The sequence below is a fragment of the Vibrio sp. 1078-1 genome (genome assembly GCF_033340475.1).
Genome location: NZ_JAWOWM010000002.1, coordinates 700,425 through 724,835, shown reverse-complemented (window position 1 = coordinate 724,835; position 24,411 = coordinate 700,425). Strand labels below are relative to the sequence as shown.

Annotated in this window: 15 protein-coding genes; 9 read left to right on the top strand and 6 right to left on the bottom strand. The window is 42.8% G+C overall.

Annotated elements, in window-relative coordinates; genetic code table 11:
- Positions 1 to 12: 12 nt before the first annotated feature.
- Positions 13 to 1,071, bottom strand: a complete 1,059-nt coding sequence (locus tag R7190_RS07100; protein ID WP_005390197.1) for a 3-deoxy-7-phosphoheptulonate synthase — start codon at positions 1,069 to 1,071, stop codon at positions 13 to 15.
- 372 nt (positions 1,072 to 1,443) lie between these two features.
- Between R7190_RS07100 and R7190_RS07095 the strand changes: the two genes are divergently transcribed.
- On the top strand, positions 1,444 to 1,941 hold the full coding sequence (locus R7190_RS07095; RefSeq protein WP_005377418.1) for a DUF4442 domain-containing protein: 498 nt from the start codon (positions 1,444 to 1,446) through the stop codon (positions 1,939 to 1,941).
- A gap of 33 nt (positions 1,942 to 1,974) precedes the next feature.
- Here R7190_RS07095 and R7190_RS07090 read toward each other — a convergent pair whose 3' ends face one another.
- Positions 1,975 to 3,327 (bottom strand): hypothetical protein, encoded by a 1,353-nt coding sequence (locus R7190_RS07090; protein ID WP_005377421.1) that lies wholly within the window; start codon positions 3,325 to 3,327, stop codon positions 1,975 to 1,977.
- Positions 3,328 to 3,519: 192 nt separating this feature from the next.
- Between R7190_RS07090 and R7190_RS07085 the strand changes: the two genes are divergently transcribed.
- On the top strand, positions 3,520 to 4,353 hold the full coding sequence (locus R7190_RS07085; RefSeq protein ID WP_054576876.1) for a S1 RNA-binding domain-containing protein: 834 nt from the start codon (positions 3,520 to 3,522) through the stop codon (positions 4,351 to 4,353).
- Positions 4,354 to 4,638: 285 nt separating this feature from the next.
- On the opposite strand, the gene rsmF is transcribed toward R7190_RS07085, so the two are convergent.
- From rsmF to R7190_RS07065, 4 genes are all read right to left on the bottom strand, one after another.
- Positions 4,639 to 6,075: a 16S rRNA (cytosine(1407)-C(5))-methyltransferase RsmF gene (rsmF, locus tag R7190_RS07080; protein ID WP_170890642.1), complete on the bottom strand. Its 1,437-nt coding sequence runs from the start codon at positions 6,073 to 6,075 to the stop codon at positions 4,639 to 4,641.
- A gap of 150 nt (positions 6,076 to 6,225) precedes the next feature.
- Entirely contained in the window at positions 6,226 to 8,874 is a 2,649-nt protein-coding gene (locus R7190_RS07075; protein ID WP_017634276.1) for an MlaD family protein, read from the bottom strand.
- Positions 8,867 to 10,117: a paraquat-inducible protein A gene (locus R7190_RS07070; RefSeq protein ID WP_005377429.1), complete on the bottom strand. Its 1,251-nt coding sequence runs from the start codon at positions 10,115 to 10,117 to the stop codon at positions 8,867 to 8,869. Before R7190_RS07070 ends, R7190_RS07075 begins: the two co-directional genes overlap by 8 nt.
- Before the next feature lie 24 nt (positions 10,118 to 10,141).
- Positions 10,142 to 11,938, bottom strand: coding sequence for an ABC transporter ATP-binding protein (locus R7190_RS07065; RefSeq protein WP_033905326.1), 1,797 nt, complete (start codon positions 11,936 to 11,938; stop codon positions 10,142 to 10,144).
- Between the two features lie 92 nt (positions 11,939 to 12,030).
- Here R7190_RS07065 and R7190_RS07060 point away from each other — a divergent pair, with 92 nt between their 5' ends.
- From R7190_RS07060 to R7190_RS07030, 7 genes are all read left to right on the top strand, one after another.
- Entirely contained in the window at positions 12,031 to 12,504 is a 474-nt protein-coding gene (locus tag R7190_RS07060) for a GAF domain-containing protein (RefSeq protein ID WP_017634278.1), read from the top strand.
- Between the two features lie 97 nt (positions 12,505 to 12,601).
- A complete protein-coding gene (gene proQ / locus R7190_RS07055; protein ID WP_005377435.1) occupies positions 12,602 to 13,228 on the top strand; it encodes an RNA chaperone ProQ in 627 nt (208 codons plus the stop codon).
- A gap of 17 nt (positions 13,229 to 13,245) precedes the next feature.
- On the top strand, positions 13,246 to 15,252 hold the full coding sequence (gene prc, locus R7190_RS07050) for a carboxy terminal-processing peptidase (RefSeq protein ID WP_062730581.1): 2,007 nt from the start codon (positions 13,246 to 13,248) through the stop codon (positions 15,250 to 15,252).
- A 195-nt stretch (positions 15,253 to 15,447) separates the two neighbouring features.
- The gene (locus R7190_RS07045) at positions 15,448 to 16,113 is read left to right on the top strand and encodes a hypothetical protein (RefSeq protein ID WP_186584239.1); all 666 of its coding nucleotides are present in this window, start codon (positions 15,448 to 15,450) and stop codon (positions 16,111 to 16,113) included.
- A gap of 226 nt (positions 16,114 to 16,339) precedes the next feature.
- A complete protein-coding gene (gene pepN, locus R7190_RS07040) occupies positions 16,340 to 18,946 on the top strand; it encodes an aminopeptidase N (RefSeq protein ID WP_318137532.1) in 2,607 nt (868 codons plus the stop codon).
- Between the two features lie 65 nt (positions 18,947 to 19,011).
- Positions 19,012 to 19,230: a DUF2835 domain-containing protein gene (locus R7190_RS07035; RefSeq protein WP_005377440.1), complete on the top strand. Its 219-nt coding sequence runs from the start codon at positions 19,012 to 19,014 to the stop codon at positions 19,228 to 19,230.
- 201 nt (positions 19,231 to 19,431) lie between these two features.
- Positions 19,432 to 24,273, top strand: coding sequence for an NAD-glutamate dehydrogenase (locus tag R7190_RS07030; RefSeq protein ID WP_005377441.1), 4,842 nt, complete (start codon positions 19,432 to 19,434; stop codon positions 24,271 to 24,273).
- The last annotated feature ends 138 nt before the right edge of the window (positions 24,274 to 24,411 follow it).

The window sequence follows — 24,411 nt, the reverse complement described above, 5'->3', positions numbered from 1 at the left end:
TTGATTATTTTGTTATAGGGACTTTCGGGACTTAACAGCGCTTGCCAGCATATCTAGCATTGTAGCAGTGTCTTCCCAACCTAGGCATGGATCTGTAATAGACTGACCATACGTTAGGTTATTGATGTCAGTCATTGGCTGATTGCCTTCAAGAATAAAGCTTTCAGCCATGATACCCGCAATACGAGTGCTGCCTGACTTAATTTGGTTACAAATGTCTTGAGCTACGTCGATTTGTTTTCTGTGTTGCTTCTGACAGTTTGCATGGCTGAAATCCACAACCAAACGTTGTGGCAATCCAAACTCAGCTAAAGCATCACATGCTTGTTTGACTGATGCTTCATCAAAGTTAGGGCCTTTTTCTCCACCGCGCAGAATAATATGACCGTAAGGGTTGCCACTTGTGCGGTAAACCGTCATTCGACCGTTCTTATCTGGCGAGTAGAAGTAATGCGATGCTTTCGATGCGCGAATTGCATCAATTGCAATTTTTACGTTGCCATTTGTGCCATTTTTGAAACCAACTGGGCAAGATAGTGCCGACGCCATTTCACGGTGAATTTGTGATTCCGTTGTGCGAGCACCAATCGCGCCCCAAGTGATCAAATCCGCGATGTATTGGCCAGTGATCATATCAAGAAACTCAGTAGCAGTCGCAAGACCAAGCTTGTTGATATCCAGTAGTAGTTTACGAGCTTTATGAAGACCAGCTTCAAGTGCGTAAGAACCATCTAGGTTAGGGTCCGTAATCAAACCTTTCCAACCAACTACTGTACGAGGCTTTTCAAAGTAAGTACGCATCACGATAAACAGTTCGTCTTTGTACTTGTCTTGGATTTCACTCAGGCGAGTGGCGTAATCAATGGCAGCTTCAGTGTCGTGAACAGAACACGGACCTACAATCGCAAGAAGGCGATCGTCTTCACCCGATAAAATGTTTTCAATCTGACGACGAGATTGAGCGATACGGTCTGCAACGTCATCCGTAATAGGATGTACACTACCTAGCTCTGCTGGGGTAGGCATTGGACCCAAAGGTTGGGTTCTCAATTCATCTGTTTTTATAGGCATGTTATAGCTTTATTCTCTATTGCGAAGGGGTAAAGATAACGGAATTACAGGCAGGAATAAACCGTTTCACGGGAATCTTCGCCAGGAAATACCGAATTGTATACAAAGGTGTAGGTATTCATTTAAATGACTTATGTATAAATGACAAAACTTGATCATTAAATCAATATATATACATTTGAATTTATAACCATTTTATCTATCTCGCTGTAAGGTAATCTAAGTAACTGCGATAAACTTCATACCTCACGGGTGACGCCGTCACTTCCTGAAGGTTAAATAACTCGTGAGATCGAGCTTTTGTTAACATTTCTTTGACATCTATTTCTTTCGTTGATTAACTGGTCTGACTAGATTGGTAAGGAGACCAAAATGTTATCAGCTCTACGTCGTGCGAATTTGTATCTAAATCTGTTTGGCTTTTCAAAAGTGCCGCTGATTTGGCTTTGCCACCCTAAAATCATTGCGATAGATAGCAAGCATGTTGAGGTTCGTATCCCATTGCGCAGAAGGACGAAGAACCACCTGAATAGCATGTATTTCGGTGCTTTAGCGGTTGGCGCTGATGTTGCTGGTGGTTTTCTTGCTATGAGTAAAGCGCAAGAAAAGGGAGAAGCGATCTCGCTGGCATTTAAAGGTGTGAAAGCCGAGTTTTTAAAGCGCCCGGAAGCCGATGTGCACTTTGTTTGTAACGATGGTCATGTCATTGATGAGATGCTCGAGCACACCTTGGCAACGGGTGAACGAGTAAATCGTGACGTAAAAATTGTCGCGCTGTGTCCTAACTTACATGGTGACGAGCCAATGGCTGAATTCTCGCTTACTCTTTCGATAAAAAAAGCAGCCCAACAAAGAAAAGAGGCTGCCTAGTGGTTTGTGGCTCGCTTGTTTAAAGGTGGTGGCTTAATTGAGTTCAATCTTCTCGATAGAGACGATTTTGGAGCGATTTAAGACCACTTTCCAGCGGTAATAAACAGGCTCATCGGTGTGGTTGTCCTCTTTGACAATCACATTGAGCAAATGACGTTTCTCTACTGACTCTTTGGTTACTTGACCTTCATTTAAACGGTAAACTCGGTTTGAGCTTTTATCCATCAAGCGGATGATAGGGCGCAAACTGATGTTCAATGTTTCTCTCGTTTGTTCGTAACCACTCAAGAAAAGAGAGGTCGCCATTTCGGTTTTCTCGTGATAATGAAGAATCTGCTCTTCACGTTGCACGACGCGTTTTTTACGTATTCTTTGAATCTTATCCGGCAAGCTACTTAAGGTACGATAATCGAGCCACTCCAATTTTTTGCCAACCACTTTTTTCGTCGTTGGATCAACATACTTCTTACGCCATTTTGGCTTGCCTTTACGGATCCATCGCCACATGGCATCGCGTAAATCATCTTTAAAGATTTCTCGTAAAGCGTAAATAAAAGACATCGCGATAATGAATGAGGCAGAAATTTCCCCCAGATAATCGCGAGCGAGAATCACTGTCGAGGTCACGACAACCATCACTAAACCGGTTGCAATACCTTTGATAGCGCGCTTAATGTTGTTACCCATCGATATGGTTTCTTCACGAAGCACGATAGGGTGTTCAATCAATCGCCTTAGCAAGCGCATTTTGTTAGATAGGCGAGTAACGTCTTCAACGACTCTTGATGAGTTGTATTTGTTGAGTTTACGATGGGCTTGCTCTTTCTCACATAGCGTGATCAGACGCTTTTTGATCGTGCCATAGTCGCCTTCACGTGGTAGATGGGCCACCAGTGACAGGAACTTTTGCTCGGTATACCAAGACAGATAGTTATCGATGTTAACGTAGTAGCGTTTTAAGTTCTCTTCATAAGGAATAGAACGCCGCAAGCGCTTTAAGATCTCAAGCGTGAGCTCGATAACTTCGTCCACTTCATCTTCCGTTACGGAGTTGTTCTCATGCTTGTTTAAACTTGCTACCGCTTTGTCTAGCGCGATAACGTATTGGTAAGCGAACAAACTCAAACTTACTCGGTATTGCTGATTCGACAGGCGTCCACGTTTGGCAAGTCGACTGTGTACTAGCGGAAGAAGGATTTCAGTACTGTAATAAGATCGTTGCTGTGTGATTGAGGTGTAATAAAATTCGGATTCACTGATGATATCGGCGTTTAAACCAAGCTCACCAGGTATAAAAAAGTAAATATCTAGGTCGACACTTTTGCTCTTTGCGAGTGCATGACTGATTTTTAATGTTATTGAGTCTTGTTTATCGACGGTGACCAAAGAAAGCTCCTGACTTTGCTAAAGCATTCTTAACTTATGCGTTCCGTTGAGCAGGTAAGTATAAGAGTGCTAAAAGAGTGACTGGGGCATATAGCTGAACGACAACAGCATAACAGAGCACTATGCTTTTCTCTCTGATTTTCTTGTTAGTTTAGGTATAATTCCACGTAAATTTAAAAAGAGACAAAATCAATGATTAAAATTGGTCAAATTAACAGCTTAGAAGTCATTAAAAAGGCTGATTTTGGCGTATTTCTGGATGGCGATGATTACGGTTCTGTTCTACTACCTAGTAAGTATGTACCAGAGGGTACTGAAATTGGTGAGTATGTAGACGTATTTCTGTACTTCGATTCAGAAAGCCAACTTGCTGCGACCATTGAAAGACCAATTGCCCAAGTGGGTGAGTGGGGTTTAATGAAGATTGAGGGTGTGAATGCGACAGGTGCTTTTGTAAATTGGGGCATCAAAGAAAAGGACTTACTGATTCCTTTTAGTGAGCAACGCACTCGCTTCTCTGCCGGACAAACCATTTTAGTGTATGTTTATACCGACAAAGCGTCAGGTCGCATTGTTGGTACGACTAAGTTCAATAAATGGTTAGATAAAACTCCAGCGAATTATGAAGTTAACGAACAAGTTGATTTGATCATCGCAGAGCGTAGTCAACTTGGTTATAAAGCTATCGTTAACGGTAAGCATTGGGGCATGATTTTCCCATCGGATGTTTTTGGTAAGCTTTACATCGGTAAAAAGCTGAAAGGCTTTATTAAGCACATTCGTGAAGATGGTAAAATCGACCTTGCTCTACAAAAAGTAGGTGTGGCGAAAATGGACGATCTTTCTAGTAAGATCCTTGACCTGCTAGAGAAGAAAGGCGGATTTTTGCCTTTGAATGACAAGTCGTCTCCTGAAGCGATTTTTGATGCTTTCCGCACAAGTAAAGGGACTTATAAAAAGACCATCGGTGGCTTATACAAGCAGGGTAAAATTGTCATTGAGAAAGACGGTATTCGTCTAGCGTAGTCCAAACTCACGTATAGCGGATCTACAGCCAAAAAAACGGCCCAAACTTTTCCTTTTTTTGGGCCTAGGGGAAACGGCTCCGCAGAGCCTGCGCTAAACTTGTCCAACAATAATTTTGTTGGTGAACATAGAGAGAAATGCCACATCAAAGCATTACTTTGATACAACTAGTTTAGTACAGCGTGTCCGGATCGCTAGCGAGCCCACTTGCTTTCATACTTACGAATTAAAAAGCCATCGCAAATACGATGGCTTTTCATTTATTTATGGTTCGTTTTACGTCTTTTAAAATAAGTTCTTATCTCGTACTAATTCGCGAGGGAGACCATTCTTTATTCGGTTGCTTACCCACTTGCCAAGGCCAATAACTGCGCCTTGATAGGTGACAAGCACTTCGCCTTTACCTGTTTTCATTCCCTCAGGAATGGTTTGTGGGCGAACATCACGCCCCATGTACCATTCGCGCGCTTCTTCAATACTGAGTTCAATGGCGTTGCTTTCAGAACCTGTCGCCAGGGCAGTCGCGACTTGGTGTTGCCAACGGTAGCCATTTTTATGTGCTTCCGCGATCTTTATACCCATACGGGAGAAGCGTAATTCGCCGATCATCGCTTCTAAAGCATTAGGGAATAACCAGACATCTTTATCGCGAAGCCATACAGAACTGTCATTTGGAAGTTTAATACCTAACGCGCTTTGGAGTTGTTGAGCAATTTCTGTCGATTCTTTTTTTGAAGTTTTAGCAAAGGGGAATTTCCCCATGCGCTTTTTGACTTCTGGCGCCTCAACAGCAGCCTGTTTGCGAATTCTTGCAACAAAGAACCCTTCACAGTCGTAGACCTGCGGGAAAATATGCAAAAAGCCTTCTTCAGTTAGAGCTGCCTCTGCGTTTTCAAACAAGTTCTCAAGGCTTTCAAACTCTACAGCATCCCCAAAGGTTTCTTTCAAGTGTTGACAAACTTGTTGGTTTTCTTCTGTACTGAGCGTACATGTTGAGTAAACCATCACACCACCGGGCTTTAATGCATGGAAGGCGCTTTCAATAAGATCTTTCTGTGTGTCAGCGATGTCGAGTACGGAAGCTTGCGTCCAGTTTTTCATCGCATCTTCGTCTTTGCGAACGGTGCCTTCTCCAGAGCAAGGCGCGTCGAGCAAAACCGCATCAAATTGTTCTGGTAGCCAACCGCCAAAAACGCGCCCATCGAAGTTACTTAGTGCGGCGTTACGTACTCCACAACGTTCCACATTAGCGTGCAGTACTTTTACACGACTTGCGGCGTATTCATTGGCCACAAGCACACCTTCGTTGTTCATTAAAGCTGCAATTTGAGTGGTTTTTGAGCCTGGAGCGGCTGCGGTATCTAACACGGCATCGTAAGATTCATCATTCATAAACAGAGCAGATACCGGCATCATCGAACTGGCTTCTTGAATGTAGAATAAGCCAGACATGTGTTCTGCTGTGTTGCCTAATGGTACAACTGACTCGTCCGCTTCAATCCAAAAACCTGTGTCACACCAAGGCACGGGAGAAAGCTTCCAGCCTTTTGCTTCTGTTCGTTCTAGAAACGCTTCAACACTGATCTTCAACGTATTAACTCGAATACTTTTGCGCAGTGGCTTTTGGCACGACGCGATAAAGTCTTCCATGTTGAGGTGAGCAGGAAGAATAGTTTGGATTTTTTCCAGAAACGCGTCTGGGATGTAAACATTAGGATGCAATGTGGGATCTCGTTTGCAGAATTTGTGGCAAATAATATACGAAAGCGAAGCAGAAACGAATAGTGACAAGGGCCGAGCAATAAAAAAGAGCAGCGATTGCTGCTCTTTTAAAATGATCAAACTTCAATTGTACGTGAATTGAGCTTTATTCTACGGCTTCGGAATTGCTGTACGCCATTGAGTCCAACCTTCTTCAGCTTGTGGATACAAAAAGAAAGATTGCCCACTCTTTGCCGCTGGTGGAATAGTCGATTGCTCTGGCGTTGAAAACGCAATTCCTCCGCGAACTAAACTATCAAAGGTTCCCGCTTTGATGTTAGCGCCGGTAAGCCCGATGGAAACATCTACTCCTGAAACATTCCAGAACACACTGTTTTGACGAACGAGGTAAGCATATTCAGGCTGTATTTTGATAGTCGTGACGATGCGATCAGCAAATTCTCCTAGGCTTACGTCGGTCACTTGGCCAACTTCCATCTGGCGGTAAAGAATAGGGGTACCGACTTGTACTGAGCCTCTTTGTTCACTTTGTAACGTAAACATGATTCCATGCACGCGTTCTGAACTATTTTCTAATTGAAAATCAAATTTAGCTTTACCTTTACCTGGTTCAACACTGATGGATTTCGACACCAACGCCCCGAGGTTTTTAACGCCACCTAAACCAATTTCTGGTTCAGTTAGCCAAAAATGTGAGCCTTCAACTGCAATGTTTTCTACGTATTCAGGTAGGATCCTTGCAGTGACTTCAACCATGTTACGACGAAAATTCGGTACAACCAGAGTGATTTCACCAACTTTAACACCTTGATATTCAATCGGCATTCCTTTAGCAATCTCTTGCGAACCGTCGGTTTCTAAAGCAATGACGCGCCCAAACTTGCGAGCGGTTTTTTGATCAGAATACAGCTTCCAGTTTTCTCCGATTTTGTTTTCAACGCCTGGTACGGAGTCAAAAGCGATGCCACCTTCGATTAACGACTTCAAAGGGTGCGCTTTCACACTGACGCCAGCTAATGATGCATCTATCTCAATCCCTGAACGATTCCAAAAAACGGTTTGTGGCGTTACAAGATAAGCGAAGCGGTTTTCGATAGTAGCCTTAATTAGTACTCCGCCATCAACTAGTTGGAAATCGGAGACGTTACCAACTGGAAGATTACGATAGAGTAGAGGGCTGCCTTTGGAAATCGGCGGCAATTCAGAAGCAAATAGTGTTAGCGCCCTAGAGCCACTTTGATTGTACTGCGCCAATTCAGCCAATGATTCATTTTGGAACAGTTGATACTCTTTTTGAATATCCTGCTTGCCTTCGCTCACAAAACTAATTGACCCGGTTAACAACTGCTTTGCTGGAGGAACGGTAACGCTGAGCCCCGATTCAGTTAACTCTGCTGATGCACTGCCGGTTACATAAAAACGATTGTTTGATTTGATCAGATGTTTGTATTCATGGTCAATCAATACATCCATAAATACTTCGTGTTGTGATTTTTTATCTTCCTTAACTAGGCCCACTTTGATGATTGAACCAACAACGATGCCTTTATAAAGTACATTGGCACCGCTATCTAGGCCAAACGAATTGTCGGACACCAACCGAATCGCGATAGACTTTTCTTGCTGTTGGTTAAACACGTTTTTACGAATCGCAGTAAAGCGGCGAGAGCGTTCACCCGCGCCCGGTACGATCGTTAAGAAGTTTCCTCGCACTAAATTAGCAATGTTTTCAACACCAGAAAGGGACACCTTTGCTTCTTCTAAGACAAATCGAGTACCTGTCGTCAGCATGTCACTAAAAGCGGGTTGAATTGCCGCTGACGCCAATATCACTTCTCGGCCTTCGGAAAGGCTCAAGTCCGTAACTTGGCCAATTTCGATTCCGCGATACATAATTGGAGCGCCTTCTCCGCTGATCTTGCTGTCATCAGGTAGGACGATTTTAACCGCGATGCCTCGACCAGCAGTTTTCAAATCTTTATACAAACGGAACTCGGTGTTCTCTTCTACAGGCTCACCATCATCCGGAGAGTCGACGGCGATGGCGCCACCTAGTAAGGCACTCATGCTTTCTAGTCTTACATCGACACCTTCAAAACCGATGCTGGCACCAATTCCACTGACGTTCCAGAATCGACTGCGGTTGTTAATGATATGTCGGTATTGATCCTGAATGTTGGCTTGAATAGTGATAGATTTTGCATCTTCATCTAGCTGGTAACTGTACACTTCACCGATTGGGATTTTCTTATAAACAATTTGAGAGCCAACCGATACACCACCTAAATCACGGCTTTTGAGCTTAATATTCAAACCTTGAGAAACGCGTAAATCTGTTGGGGCAGAGTCTAACGCATGGAATGTTGTCTCAAACTCTTGACCATCTCCGGGTTGAATCGAGATGTAGTTACCTGAGACGAGCGCATCCAGTCCGGAAACTCCCGTTAGGCTAGCTGTTGGTTTTACTAACCAAAAGCGTGTTTTATCGTTCAGTAACTTTGCAGCTTCAGGATAGATATCAGCATCGACATAAATACTGCCGAGATCTTCGGTGAGGTTAATGTCTCTTACCATGCCGACTTCTAATCCTTGGTAACGGATAGTGGTTCGGCCGGCGACAAGACCAGCGGCATCAGAAAAATAGATTTGCACTCGTTGTCCTGCATCGTGTATCGACTTCACAACAAGCCAGCCAGCTAAGACCATGGTCAAAATTGGCAACAGCCAAAGAGGAGATATGCCTTTACTCCGCTTTACATCTGGTACGTATGACGTTTGAGAACTGTTCTGATCACTCATTCATTGACTCTTTTTCTGATTGTTTTGGGCTTGTTTGGTCCCAGATTAGCCTTGGATCAATACTTTCTGCTGCAAGCATGGTCAATACAACGACAACACCAAATGCTACCGCGCCATATCCTGGTGTGAAATCCAGTATCTGACCACGATCGACTAACGTCATCATGATAGAAATAACAAACAAATCCATCACAGACCATTTACCGATCCATTTAACAACAAAGTAAACCATCATTCGTTGTCTCTTAAACACCGAACGTTTGAATTGGATGCAAAGCATGATGTAGGCGAGCCCAAGTATTTTAATCACCGGGACAACGATACTGGCAACAAAAATGATCGCAGCGATTCCATACATGCCGCTTTTTACCAAACCAGCCACGCCTGAAAAAATAGTGTCCTCCAAACGCTTACCATTGGTAAGCAAGATGGAAATAGGGATCAGGTTAGCAGGGAAGATGGCGACCGTTGCTGCGATGAGGTAAGCCCATGTTTTCTGAATGGAGTTTGGCTTGCGATGATATAACTCGTGATGACAACGCTGGCAATGGTCACCTTCAGGTTGGGACAAGTGGCATTCATGGCAATGCACATCTTTATGCTCAAAAGCATATAAACTTTCTGGCTTCCAAGCTTCCCAATAACGACGGACGCTGATTCTTGAAACTAACAAAACGGTAAATATCTGCAAAAGAACCAGACCAATTAACCCTGGACCGACGAAAATGTCGGAATAATCTTGGAGTTTAAAACAGGAAATGGCGATGCTAACTAAGAACACATCCAACATAACCCAATGCTTCAAATGTTGAATTAGCCACAGTGAGATACGAAGCCCACGGAACCATCGTTGATGTAAAGAAATATGTGCCGTTACCACTGAAACACAAACCGTCAGTGGCGCAAGAGAGCTACAAAATAGAATGAGCAATGAAAGAAGAACAAATCCTTCTTCCATCAATGTGATCATCCCTGAAGGTAGGGTTGCCGGAATCATCACACCAAAGAGTCGGATGCTAATAAAGTTAAAAAAGTGCGATGGAATAAATAGTAGGATGCAGGTTATCGCGACGGCTAGATTACCAGAGAGGCTAGGGCTACCTCCGCGATATAATTGTGTACCACAACGAGGGCAGTGTGCATTTTTGCCATGGGGTAAGTCGACGATGTCGACAGGCAATTCACAACCTTGGCACAAACGTACGTTATTGGGTTGCATGGCGTGCTTAGACAGAGAGGTCATAACGACCTCTCTAGCTTGAACGATTTAAGCGTGGGACTGTATGCCCCCATATAAGGTTTGATATAAGCCTTCTTGCTCAACTAACTCACCATGAGTACCTGTTTGCGTCACTTTCCCATCTTCAAGCACGTAGATCAAATCGGCTTGTTTAACAGCGGACAGTCGGTGCGCAACGATTAATGTTGTTCTACCACGTAAGAACTCGGTCAGTGCTTTGTGTAAAGCCGCTTCAGTAGCGGTATCTAGCGCAGACGTGGCTTCGTCTAAAATAACAAATTGAGGATTACTCAGCACCATTCTAGCAATGGCCAGCCGTTGTCGTTGACCTCCTGACAAACGAATGCCATTACGACCAACTTGAGTATCCAAGCCGTGGTTCAGTTGAGAAATAACATCTTGCAGCTGAGCCACTTCAAGCGCACGCCAAAGTGACATTTCGTCAAAATCCCCACCAAGCGTTAGATTATGCCTCAAGGTGTCGTTAAATAGTATAGGTTGCTGTAATACCACGGCAATTTTGTCGCGAATTACTTCAAAACCAATATCTTCTGTTAATTCATCATTAAAGCGAATGCTACCGGAGTTTTGACGGTAAACCCCAATAAGTAATTGTATCAAGGTTGACTTACCACCGCCGCTTGCACCAACTAACGCCACTTTCTTTCCTGCCGGCATATGTAAAGAAAGATTATCTAGGACTTTGTTTTCATTATTGTAAGAGAAATTAATGTTTTCTACTTTAACATCAACTTCTCTACCTTCTTTGAAAGGATTTACCTTAGAAACCGGTCTCTGCTCTTCTTCTAACTCTAATAAGTCGTTGATGCGTTTTAATGCCGCTTTAGCGCTATACCAAGAAAACTGAATCCCAAGCAACTCTTGAACAGGAGACAGCATGAACCATAGGTAACCAAAAACGGCAAATATTTGGCCAATAGTAAGGTCACTGAACATGACCATTAACATTGCTACAGCTCTGAATAATTCAAAGCCGATCAAAAAGAGAAGGAAAGATACGCGACCAGCAGCTTCAGATTGCCAAGCATACTTGTCTGCATCAACGCGAACTTGGTTCGCACTGTCTTTGAGTTGCTGGAGAAATTCTCGTTCTTTATTGGCCGCGCGTAGTTGGTAGATTCCATCTAATGTTTCAACTAAACGGTTTTGGAAAATTTCAAAAGAATGATTTTCCTTCCGTTTCAGATGTTTAACCATACTGCCTAGTTTACGTGAGAAGTAAATGACAATAGGGTTAACTAACAGGATAAACAGACCAAGTCGCCAATCGAGCCAAAGTAGAACGATAGCAGTACCAATAACAGTCAGAAAACTGATAACGAATTTTGCTAACGTAGAACCAATAAATTTATCAATGGTCTCAATGTCAGTGATAAGGTGTGCGTTGATTCCTCCGCTACCTTTGGTTTCGTATTGTCGGATGCTGATACGGCCGAGTTTGTCGATCATTTTACTGCGCATCTCAAACGTGATGGTTTTTGAAACAAGCGTAAATTGTCGGCTTTGAAGGATATTTAATCCTTGGCTCGCAGCTCGCATAAGAACAACCAAGAACAGGGTGAAGAAAATATAGCCTGTCGGAGTGTGCCACGCTTCAGGGAGAATGGCATTCATGGCATCTAAACCTTTTGCAGGTTGGTCCAATAAGACCTCATCAACCATCAAAGGCATGAGGAGGGGAATTGGAACACTAATCAAGGTTGCAAGCACCGCTATCAAGTTCGCTATGATCAGCTTGGACTTGTGCTTTTTTACTTGTGTTATCAACCAAGAACGGCTAATAGTGTCATTTTTCAGAAGCATTGTAATTGAGAATAAGTCCTATTATAAAGTAGGGCTGCATTTTAGCGCCATACATTGAGAATGGAAGCTTTTATAGTAAGTAGGAAGTTAATATGAACTTAGAACAATACCAAAGACTAACCAAACAAGCTGTTGCTCTAATTGAGTCTGAACCAGACTTTATTGCGAACCTAGCAAACTTGAGCTCATTGCTTTTCATGGAACTTGACGATCTTAACTGGGCAGGCTTTTACCTAACAAAAGGTGAAGAGCTTATTCTTGGTCCGTTCCAAGGAAAACCAGCTTGTGTTCGTATCCCAATGGGTCGAGGCGTCTGCGGTACTGCTGCACAAACTAATACTATACAAAGAGTATACGACGTTCACGAATTTGAGGGGCATATTGCGTGCGATGCAGCGAGCAATTCAGAAATTGTGATTCCATTTTCTATTAATGGAAAGGTGGTTGGTGTACTTGATATTGATAGTCCAAGTATTGGCCGATTTAATGAAACAGACGAAGAAGGTCTCACTCATTTCATGGTTGAAGTAGAAAAGCTGCTTAATTCACACGCGAACGACGCATAAATTAGCCTTCGAGTGTGGTTTTTCCTTGGCATGTCACTATAATACGAGAATATTTTTTCTTAATGCTCGCGGAAATCCGCTCAAATCAGGACCCCTCATGACTGAAAAGTTAAAAAACAGCAAAGAAGTTATTGCATATATTGCTGAATGTTTCCCTAAGTGCTTTACTTTAGAAGGTGAAGCAAAACCTCTGAAAATTGGTATTTTTCAAGATCTTGCGGAACGTCTAAATGAAGACGAAAAAGTAAGCAAAACACAGCTTCGTGCAGCGTTAAGACAGTACACTTCATCATGGCGTTACCTACACGGTGTAAAACCAGGTGCAGTACGTGTAGACCTAGATGGCAACCCTTGTGGTGAGCTAGAAGAAGAGCACGTTGAACACGCGAAAGCGACACTTGCAGAAAGCAAGGCGAAAGTTCAGGCTCGTCGTAAAGAACAAGCACAAAAAGCTCGTGAAGAGGGTAAGGCGAAAGCGAAACCTGCGGCTAAAAAGCCTCAACAGCCTCGTCGTACTAATAAACCAAAAGTACAAAAACCAACTAAGCCTGTAGAAACGCGCGCTCTAAATGCTGATGAAATCACAGTAGGTAACGCAGTTAACGTGAACATGGGCAAAGGAAACATGGCAGCGACCATTGTTGAAATCAATAAGGATGATGTACGTGTTCAACTTGCTAACGGCCTACAAATGGTTGTGAAAGCGGAGCACTTGCGCGCATAAAGGAGATACTCCTACGCATGAATTGCCGTTCAAAAGTGACCCTGATTGCTGCTAGCTTATGGCTAGCAGCATCAGCTCAGGCTCTTGAAGCCAAACTACATAAAGATGACCTGCCGGTTCTTTCTCCTGAAGTTCAGCATGAAACAGCTAGCAAACGAGTCACCTCGCGATTTACCCGCTCTCATTATAAGCACTTCAGCCTCAATGATGATTTCTCTAAAGCGATATTTGAACGCTATGTAGAGTTGCTTGATTACAATAGAAATATTTTCACTCAAGCAGACATCGATTCATTTAAAAATTGGTCAGTCGAGCTTGATGATCAGCTTAAATCGGGCAACAACCAAATTGCTTTTGATGTTTACAACCTCTCAATGCAGAAGCGTTTCGATCGTTTTGCTTATGCGTTAACTCTACTCGATGAAGAGATCAAGTTTGATACCGATGACGAGATAGAGTTAGACCGCTCTGAGGCCGCATGGCCAAAAGACGAAGCAGAGCTCAACGAGTTGTGGCGCAAGCGTGTGAAATATGACGCGTTAAATCTGAAACTGACTGGCAAAGAGTGGCCAGAGATTAAAGAAGTTTTAGAGAAGCGTTATAACAACGCGATGAAGCGCATCACACAGACCAACAATGAAGACGCATTTCAGTTGTATATGAATGCCTTCGCGCGACAGGTTGACCCTCATACAAGCTACCTTTCTCCACGTAATGCCGAGCAATTCCAATCGGAAATGAACCTTTCTCTAGAAGGCATCGGCGCCGTTTTGCAAATGACAGACGATTACACAGTAATTCGTTCACTTGTTGTTGGCGGTCCGGCATCAAAGAGTAAGCAACTTGGTGAAGGGGACCGAATCACTGGTGTTGGACAAGACGGTGAAGAAATTGTCGACGTGATCGGTTGGCGTCTGGATGATGTTGTTCAGTTAATCAAAGGCCCTAAAGGCACAAAGGTTAATCTACAGATCTTGCCAGAAGGTAACGATGCGAAGAGTTACATTGTCACAATTGTTCGTGACAAAGTTCGCTTAGAAGATCGTGCGGTTAAGTCAGAAATCATCGAAAAAGACGGTAAGAAGATTGGTATTTTAGAAGTACCAAGTTTCTACGTCGGCTTATCGAAAGACACCGATAAATTACTAGCTGAGTTGAAAACCAAAAACGTTGACGGCGTAATCGTTGATCTACGTAACAATGGTGGTGGTGCGCTAACAGAAGCGACGGCATTGACAGGTTTATTCATTAAAGAAGGTCCTGTAGTTCAAGTTCGTGACAGCTATGGCCGCATCAAGGTGAATGCCGATACCGATGGAAAAGTGAGTTATGATGGCCCATTGACGGTATTGATTAACCGCTACAGTGCTTCAGCATCTGAAATTTTTGCAGCGGCAATGCAAGATTATAATCGTGCAATCATCTTAGGTGAAAACTCTTTCGGTAAAGGTACAGTTCAGCAACATCGTTCACTGAATCATATTTACGATCTTTTCGATAAAGAGCTAGGTTATGTTCAGTACACGATTCAGAAGTTTTATCGTATTGACGGTGGAAGTACGCAAAATCGTGGTGTTGCACCAGATATTTCGTACCCAACGCCAATTGAGGCTTCTGAAACAGGTGAAAGTGTTGAAGACAATGCTTTACCTTGGGATCAGATTGATAAAGCACAATATCAAACGTTTCCAAGTAACGACGCCTTAGTTGAAAAACTTACTGCTCTTCATAACAAGCGTATTTCTGATGAAATGGAGTTCCGCTTTATCAATGAAGACATCGAGAAATATCGTAAAGAAAAAGACGATAATACTTTGTCTTTGAACGAAAAAGTTCGTAAAGCTGAATCGGATAAAGCGGAAGCACTTCGTTTACAACGCATCAATGAGCGTCAAGCTGCTTTAGGTAAGGAAGCATTCAAAACATTGGATGATATACCTAAAGATTATGAAGCGCCTGATGTTTATTTAGATGAGTCTGTCGCGATTATGGTTGATCTACTCAAGCAGAAAAATCAGTCATAATAACTGGCAATTCAAAGTAAAAAGAGTGAGTCTTTCAGGCTCACTCTTTTTTTATGTCTTTTCATCTTTGTTTGTATTGAGTATCAAGTAAGATATTCGCTTATTTTTTCCCAATAATTTACGTGATCTACATCTAAAATTTCGCGAAAGTGAAGACTACTGGCTAAGCTAAAAGAAAACGATAAGGATGCCGATATGAAGTGGTTCTTTATTTTACTTAGCTTTTGCTGCTTTAGTGTGGTTGGTGGAGAAAACACCAGAGAAGATGAATTAAGTCACTTTGACACGCCGTTTCTCATCGGAGACTGGTATTTAATGAACCCAAACCCCGAAGAGTCGGCTGAAAACTTTCGCGCGATCAAACTCTCATTAGGTTCGGACTACAGCTTTTCTATTGATATTCAAAAGAAAGACTATTCCGTTGACCATTGGGAAGGGCTGTATAACGCAAATGAAGACACCATCGTTCTTGGTTTAAACACCGACGAGCCTCAAATTTATGCCTATCGCAACAACCATAATACGCTTGATCTTAATGGTGTAACATTCACTAAGGGATTATCCAATTCACTTGCAGGTATTTGGTCTAGCTCTCACGTATCTGGCGACGGTCTTGTGGCAAACAACATTAATCAGATGGATTTGATACTTCAACCTGATTTCGTGTTCATGTTTAGGATTTCGAACGAAGAAGGGGATGAGTCCATCAAACAAGGTGTGTTTTACACAGAAGATGAGTTTCTGGTTCTGTTGTATGAAAATGGCGAGCATGGAACCACGTATAAGCTCAACAAGAATGAGCTAACGATCGAAGATTCCAATGGTGATATGTACGCCGTACTCAATAGAGTTACGCCATGATGCCTTTAACATGCGCCAAATTACGCGTGCGTACGGTAAGTCATTAATGTTGTTTAAATGTTAATCAAAAAACGGAGCTAGAGCACTAAAAGCTCCGTTTTTTGATGGAAAGACTTGTATTCTGATACCACAACCCCTACAAATAGCTTATATAGTGATACCAGAACTGCATTTTTGATCATGCAGTCTGGTATTTTTGTTGTTCGACATACAAGGATTTATGCTCATGTCTCAAGCTCCCCTGGCCAAATATCGTAAAGATTATAAAGAGCCATCTCATGCGATTACTGATATCGATCTTACTTTTGATCTATATGACAATGACACAATCGTTACGGCGGTATCAAAAGTTGCTCAAAAAGGCGATACAACAACGCTAGAACTCGATGGCGAAGGGCTTGAGCTACGCGCTGTAAAAGTAAATGGTGAGGATTGGGCTCATCACGAGGTGAAGGAGTCATCGCTGGTACTGACCGATCTTCCATCCGAGTTTGAACTTGAAATCGTCACCAAAATTGATCCTGAAGCGAATACAGCACTCGAAGGTTTGTACAAATCAGGCGGCGCATTTTGTACTCAGTGTGAGGCTGAGGGCTTCCGCCGTATCACGTACTATCTAGACCGTCCGGATGTTCTAGCAAAATACACAACAAAAGTGATCGCAGATAAAGCGGCTTACCCATATTTGCTGAGCAATGGTAACCGAATTGCAGAAGGTGATGCAGAGAACGGTCGTCATTGGGTTCAATGGCAGGATCCGCATCCAAAACCAGCTTACTTGTTCGCCCTTGTTGCAGGCGACTTTGATGTATTGCGTGACAAATATACAACGATGTCAGGTCGCAGTGTTGATTTAGAAATCTTTGTTGATAAAGGTAACTTAGATCGTGCAGGTCATGCGATGACATCTTTGATCAACTCGATGAAGTGGGATGAGGAACGCTTTGGCCTGGAATACGATCTGGATATTTATATGATCGTTGCTGTTGATTTCTTCAACATGGGTGCAATGGAAAACAAAGGCTTGAACATTTTTAACTCAAAATATGTTCTGGCGAACGATCAAACTGCGACAGATCGTGACTATTTAGGTATCGAAGCTGTGATCGGTCATGAGTACTTCCACAACTGGACTGGCAACCGTGTCACTTGTCGTGACTGGTTCCAACTAAGTCTAAAAGAAGGCTTAACCGTATTCCGTGACCAAGAATTCTCTTCTGACTTAGGTTCTCGTGCTGATAACCGTATTGATAACGTACGTATTATTCGTGGTCCTCAATTTGCGGAAGATGCAAGCCCAATGTCTCACCCGATTCGTCCTGACAAAGTCATTGAGATGAATAACTTCTACACGCTAACGGTGTATGAAAAGGGCAGCGAAGTTATTCGCATGTACCATACACTCCTTGGCGAAGAGGGCTTCCAAAAAGGAATGAAACTTTATTTTGAACGTCACGATGGTACCGCCGCGACGTGTGAAGACTTTGTTTCTGCAATGGAAGATGCCACCGGTGTTGATTTAAAACAGTTCCGTTTGTGGTACAGCCAATCGGGTACACCAACGCTACGCGTAAATAGCGAATACAACGCTGATGCAAAAACTTACGCACTAACGGTAGAGCAATTTACGGAGCCGACGCAAGACCAAGCAGAAAAACAAGCGCTGCATATTCCGTTCGATATCGAGTTGTATGATTCGAAAGGTCGAGTTATCCCACTGATAATTAACGGTGAATCTGTTCATAACGTGCTGGATATTAAACAAGATAAGCAAACGTTCGTATTTGAAAATGTCGAAGAACAGCCAGTGCCATCTTTGTTGCGTGAATTCTCGGCACCAGTCAAATTAGAATACGATTACAGCGATGACGAGTTAGTCTTCTTGATGAAGCACGCAACGAACGATTTTGCTCGATGGGACGCTAGCCAAATGCTATTGGCTAAATACATTCGTCAGAATGTGAAAAACGTTCAAGCGGGACAAGAAGTATCGCTTTCTGAAGGTGTGATAGATGCTTTCCGCGGTGTGCTGTTGGATGAAACGCTTGAGCCAGCTTTCATTGCTCAAGTTTTCTCTATGCCTTCAATCAATGAGATTACTGGTTGGTACCAGCAAATTGATATCGATGCCGTAGACAAAGTGCTAAACAGCATTACAGTGTCACTTTCTAAAGAGTTAGAAGATGAGCTAAGTGCAACTTATCACACGCTTAAGCAAACAGAGTATACGATCGACCATGCTGCTATTGGTAAGCGTGCTTTACGTAACCGTTGCCTTCAGTACCTAGCACATACGGAAAAAGGTAATGATTTAGTCAACGCGCAGTACGCATCTGCAAATAACATGACAGATACGATTGCTGCGATGAGTGCTGCAAATAACGCTCAGCTCGAGTGTCGTGAAGCACTTATGGCTGATTATAGCGATAAATGGAAGCACGATGGTTTGGTTATGGATAAGTGGTTTGCACTTCAAGGTAGCAATCCTGCAGAGGATGCTCTTGAAAAAGTAAAAGCAACCATGAACCACGAAGCATTTAGTTTGAAAAATCCGAACCGTACGCGCAGCTTAATTGGCTCGTTCTTAAGTGCGAACCCTGTACGTTTCCATGATAAATCCGGTGTAGGTTACCAGTTTGCCGGTGAAATTCTTCGCCAACTAAATGATTCGAACCCACAAGTAGCTTCTCGAATGATTGATCCTTTGCTTAAGTTCCGTAAATACGATGAAGCTCGCCAAGCAATGATTCGTGCAGAACTTGAAAAGCTCAAAGCAATGGATAATCTTGCTAAAGATCTATTCGAAAAAGTGACTAAAGCACTAGACGAATAGTAAACAACACAATAGGGTGGTCATTTAGACCACCTTATTTGTTTATGTCACTTAGTTTTCACTTCATGAACTATTACTACTTCAATCTCAACATTTCATATCAAACGTTTTTATCTCATTATTCTGGTGCGGCAAGTGTTGTTCAAGTTGTCACACACAACGGTTTGCGTTTGCAGTTACCCGCCGCGAGATTTAGACCATTTCTTAGTCAATTGGGCGTTAGAGGCCAGTTTAGACTAACAACTGACCAAAATAATAAGTTTCTTAAGTTAGAAACTCTGTGATGTATTGTATTTGCAGAGAGTTAAATAGGAATCTTAGTCACAGAATCGGACATTTCACCTCTTACCACTACGATTAGTTGTTAAACATTTGTAATTATGCTTTTACAATGGGCACATGCATTACCTATGCTTAGTTTCTAAGGTAACAACCTAGCTACTAAGTCCCCCTACAAAACAACAATTCTAATGTGGAGTGTGAATATGACCGCGCGTGAAAATGTAGTGCCGGTTCTGCTTGAAAAGGTTTACCAACTGATTCAAGACAAACTCGAGCTTTCTCACCAAACGCTTGTAACTAAACTTGCTCAACACTTATTCAGTAACATTGCTGATGATGATCTAATTCAGCGAAACGAATCCGACCTTTATGGTGCTGTCGTTAGCCTTTGGCACCATATCAATGAAAAAAAACCAGAAGAGATTTCGGTTCGAGTATTTAACCCGACCGTAAGTCGTCAAGGCTGGCAATCCACACACACAATCGTAGAAATTGTTGTTCCAGATAGTCCATTCTTAGTGGACTCAGTCAAAATGGCTTTAGCACGTTTGGATCTTGTTTGTCACCTAATGTTGAATAACCCAACACAGATTCAGCGTGATAAAAAAGGCCAAGTTACAGACGTAAACGGTGAGGGTGGTGTTCTTCAATCACTTTTCCACATAGAGGTAGACCGCCTTACTAGTAAAGACGAGATGCAAGCGCTTAAAGAAGAGCTGTTAAGAATTCTATCTGATACTCGCTTAGTCGTTGATGACTGGAAGCAGATGGTTGATAAGCTTAAGTTTGTTACTGATGAACTTGAGAAAAATAAAGATCGTGTTTCTATCCAAACTGATCGTATGGATGAAACGATCGCATTTCTTCGTTGGCTAGAAGATCATAACTTTACCTTTATGGGTTATAAAGATTATGACTTAAAAGAGGTCAATGGTGATACCGAACTTGTTCCTGCTAAAGAAAAAGGACTAGGTCTGTTTGCTGATGACAAGCGCGTGCGTAGCGTCAAGCTCTCTGAATTATCAGATTCAGCGCGATTAGAAGCGAAAAAACCATACGCTCTGATCATCACCAAAGGTAACAAAGCATCTCGTATCCACCGTCCAGCTTATACTGATTACATCGGTATTAAGAAGTTTGATGAAAACGGTAAAGTAATAGGTGAGCATCGCTTTACTGGTTTATATACCTCCGCCGTTTACAACCAAGCGGTACAAAGTATTCCTTTGATCCGTGAAAAAGTTGACCGTATCCTTGAAGCAAGTGGATACCGTCACGGATCATACTCATACAAAGCATTGCACAATATCTTAGAAAACTACCCACGCGACGAGTTGCTTCAAGCTAATGAAGAAGAGCTGCTTGAGGTGGGAATGGGTGTTGTACAAATGCAAGATCGTGACTTGCTGCGTTTGTTTGTTCGTAAAGACCCATTTGGTCGTTTCTTCAGTTGCATGGTTTATGTCACTAAAGATCGTTACAACACAGAATTGCGTCGTCAAACTCAACGCATTCTTAAGCAGTACTTTGGTTGCGAGCAAGAGGTTGAATTTACAACGTACTTCTCAGAAAGCCCACTAGCGAGAACACATTACATTGTTCGTGTAGACAATAACAACATTGACGTAGACGTGAAAAAGATCGAGCAAAATCTAATGGAAGTTTCTACCTCTTGGGATGACAGACTAAAAGAATCCATCATTGCTAACTTTGGTGAAAGTAAAGGCCTTCCTCTTTCAAAAGAATATATGAGTGCGTTCCCTCGCTCATACAAAGAGGACATGATGCCAGGTTCTGCGGTTGCAGATATCGAGCGCTTAGAAGCGTTAAGTGATGATAATAAACTTGGTATGTTGTTCTACCGACCTCAAGAAGAGGGAGCAGATTCCAAAGCTGTCCGCTTAAAGTTATATCATCGCGATGAACCAATTCACCTTTCTGACGTAATGCCGATGTTGGAAAACCTTGGTTTGCGTGTGATTGGCGAATCGCCATATGAGATCGAGAAAAACAACGGTCAGACTTTCTGGATCCTTGACTTCTCTATGCTGCATAAGAGCGAGAAAACCGTTGACCTTCGTGAAGCTCGTGATCGTTTCCAACAAGCATTTGCTGCCATTTGGGCGGGTAATCTTGAAAGTGATGGTTTCAACCGATTGTTATTAGGTGCGTCTTTATCTGGCCGTGAGATTTCCATTCTTCGCGCTTACGCACGATACATGCGCCAAGTCGGCTTCCCATTCAGTCAGCAGTACATCGAAGACACGCTAAGCCACTACCCAGACTTAGCGACAGGTCTAGTCAAGCTGTTCACCAAGCGATTTGATCCGAAACACAAAGGCAGCGAGAAAGGCCAAAACGATCTAATTAAAAAGCTAACAGAGCAGTTGGATCGTGTAGAGAGCTTGGATGATGATCGTATTATTCGTCGTTATATTGAAATGATCATGGCGACGCTTCGTACCAACTACTACCAAGTAGACGAGAATAAGCAGCCTAAGCCTTGGTTATCTTTGAAAATGAAGCCAAGCGATATTCCTGAGATTCCGCAGCCTGTACCTGCATTCGAGATCTTTGTTTACGCACCAGATATTGAAGGTGTTCACCTTCGTGGTGGAAAAGTGGCTCGTGGTGGTTTGCGTTGGTCAGATCGTCAAGAAGACTTCCGTACGGAGATTCTTGGCTTAGTAAAAGCGCAACAGGTTAAGAACACTGTAATTGTACCAGTTGGTGCAAAAGGCGGCTTCGTTTGTAAACGCCAGCCATCTCTCACCACTCGTGATGAAATTTTTGCGGAAGGTCAGCGTTGTTACAAACGCTTTATCCGTGCACTGCTAGATGTGTCAGATAACATCATTGAAGGAGAGGTGGTACCACCACAAAACGTTGTTCGTCACGATGAAGATGACCCATATCTAGTAGTGGCTGCCGATAAAGGCACAGCAACCTTCTCAGATTTGGCAAACTCTGTTTCTGCAGAATACAACTTCTGGCTAGGTGACGCATTCGCTTCAGGTGGTTCAAACGGTTACGATCACAAAGCAATGGGAATCACCGCAAAAGGTGGTTGGGAATCTGTTAAACGTCACTTCCGTGAAATGGGCATCAACTGTCAGACCACTGATTTTACTGCAATCGGTGTAGGTGATATGGCAGGTGACGTGTTCGGTAACGGTATGCTGTTATCGAAGCATATTCGATTGCAAGCTGCGTTTAACCACATGCACATCTTTATTGATCCAAATCCAGATTCAGCCAGCAGCTGGGAAGAGCGTAACCGCTTGTTTAATTTGCCAAGATCAAGCTGGGAAGATTACAACAAAGACTTGATCTCTCAAGGTGGTGGCATCTTCTCTCGTCGATCAAAATCGATCCAGTTGACGCCAGAAATTCAGAAAATGTTAGGTACGAAGAAAGCATCTTTAGCGCCTAACGATCTGATAAAGATGATCTTGAAAATGAAAGTCGATCTTCTTTGGAACGGTGGTATCGGCACTTACGTTAAATCATCAACAGAAACTCATACAGATGTTGGTGACCGTGCTAACGACATGCTGCGCATTGACGGCCGTGACTTAAGAGCCAAAGTGGTTGGCGAAGGTGGTAACTTGGGTATGACTCAGCTTGGTCGTATCGAATACGCACTAACTGGCGGTCGAGTGAACACGGACTTCGTTGATAACGTAGGTGGCGTTGACTGTTCGGATAATGAAGTCAACATCAAGATCTTCCTCAATGGACTGGTTTCAAATGGCGATCTTACGGTTAAGCAACGTAACCAAATTCTAGAGTCTATGGAAGACGAAGTGGGTGAAATTGTCTTGGATGATGCTTACCGTCAGTCGGAGTCGATCTCTGTTACTGAACAGCAAGGTGTTGGCATTGTTAAGGAGCAAATTCGATTCATCCACACTATGGAGAAAGCAGGGTACTTGGACCGTGCTCTCGAATACATTCCTGATGATGAAACGCTAATCGAGCGTGAAAAACAGGGACTAGGTCTGACTCGCCCTGAGCTATCAGTGTTAGTTGCCTACGGTAAAATGGTACTTAAACAGCAACTTGTTACGGATGAAATCGCAAATGATGAATTCCATGCAAAACAACTTGTTGAATATTTCCCAAGTGCGTTACGACGTAACTATAAAGATCAAATGGTTAATCACCCACTGCGAGCTGAAATTATCGCTACAGCATTGGCTAACCAGATGGTTAATGAAATGGGCTGTAACTTCGTTACTCGTTTGCAAGAAGAAACTGGTGCAAGTGTTGTCGATATTGCCAACGCTTACAGTGCGGCTAGAGAAATCTTTGATTTAGAAGAAATCCTCAAGCAAACTCGCAAACTTGATAACGTTGCGACAGCGCAAGCTCAATACGAAATTATGTTTTACGTGCGCCGAGCACTGCGTCGAATTGCACGCTGGTTGCTTCGTAACCGTAGCGGCAAATGCACGGTCGGTGAGTTGATTGCTATCTACAAGCAAGATGTCAATGTTATCACTGAAACCCTAGACACTATGTTAGTTGAGTCTGAAGTTGAAGAACACAATGAGTTGGCTCAAGGTTGGATAGAGAAAGGGGTTGAAGAGAAACTCGCTCACCAAGTTGCCCGCTTATCAAGCTTACAATCTGCACTGGATATTTCATCAGTAGCAAGTGAAACAGGTAAAACGGTTGAGCAAGCATCGAAACTCTACTTTAACTTGGGTGACCGTTTATCGTTGCATTGGTTCTTGAAGCAAATTAATAGCCAAGCCGTTGATAACAACTGGCAAGCACTTGCAAGAGCGGCATTCCGTGAAGATCTGGACTGGCAACAACGTCAACTTACCGCTCAGGTACTGACTTGTGGCTGCTCAACCGAAGAGCTTGACGTGATGGCTGCGTTAGAAGATTGGATTGAAACTAACGAGCAATCGTTGCACCGCTGGGAGAGTATCTTAAACGAGTTCAAAGTTGGCTCAGTACACGAATTTGCTAAGTTCTCTGTAGCACTTCGAGAGCTAGTACTTTTAAACCTCAACTGCTCATCGAAAGAGTAGTGGAATAATCAAGTCATAAGTAAAAGCCTCGTTATTTAACGGGGCTTTTTATTATCTATTATTCACATTTGGAACGAAAATAGTTACATTGTCACATTGAGTTGAAATTAAAACAGAGTGAAATCGATTGCTTTTAAG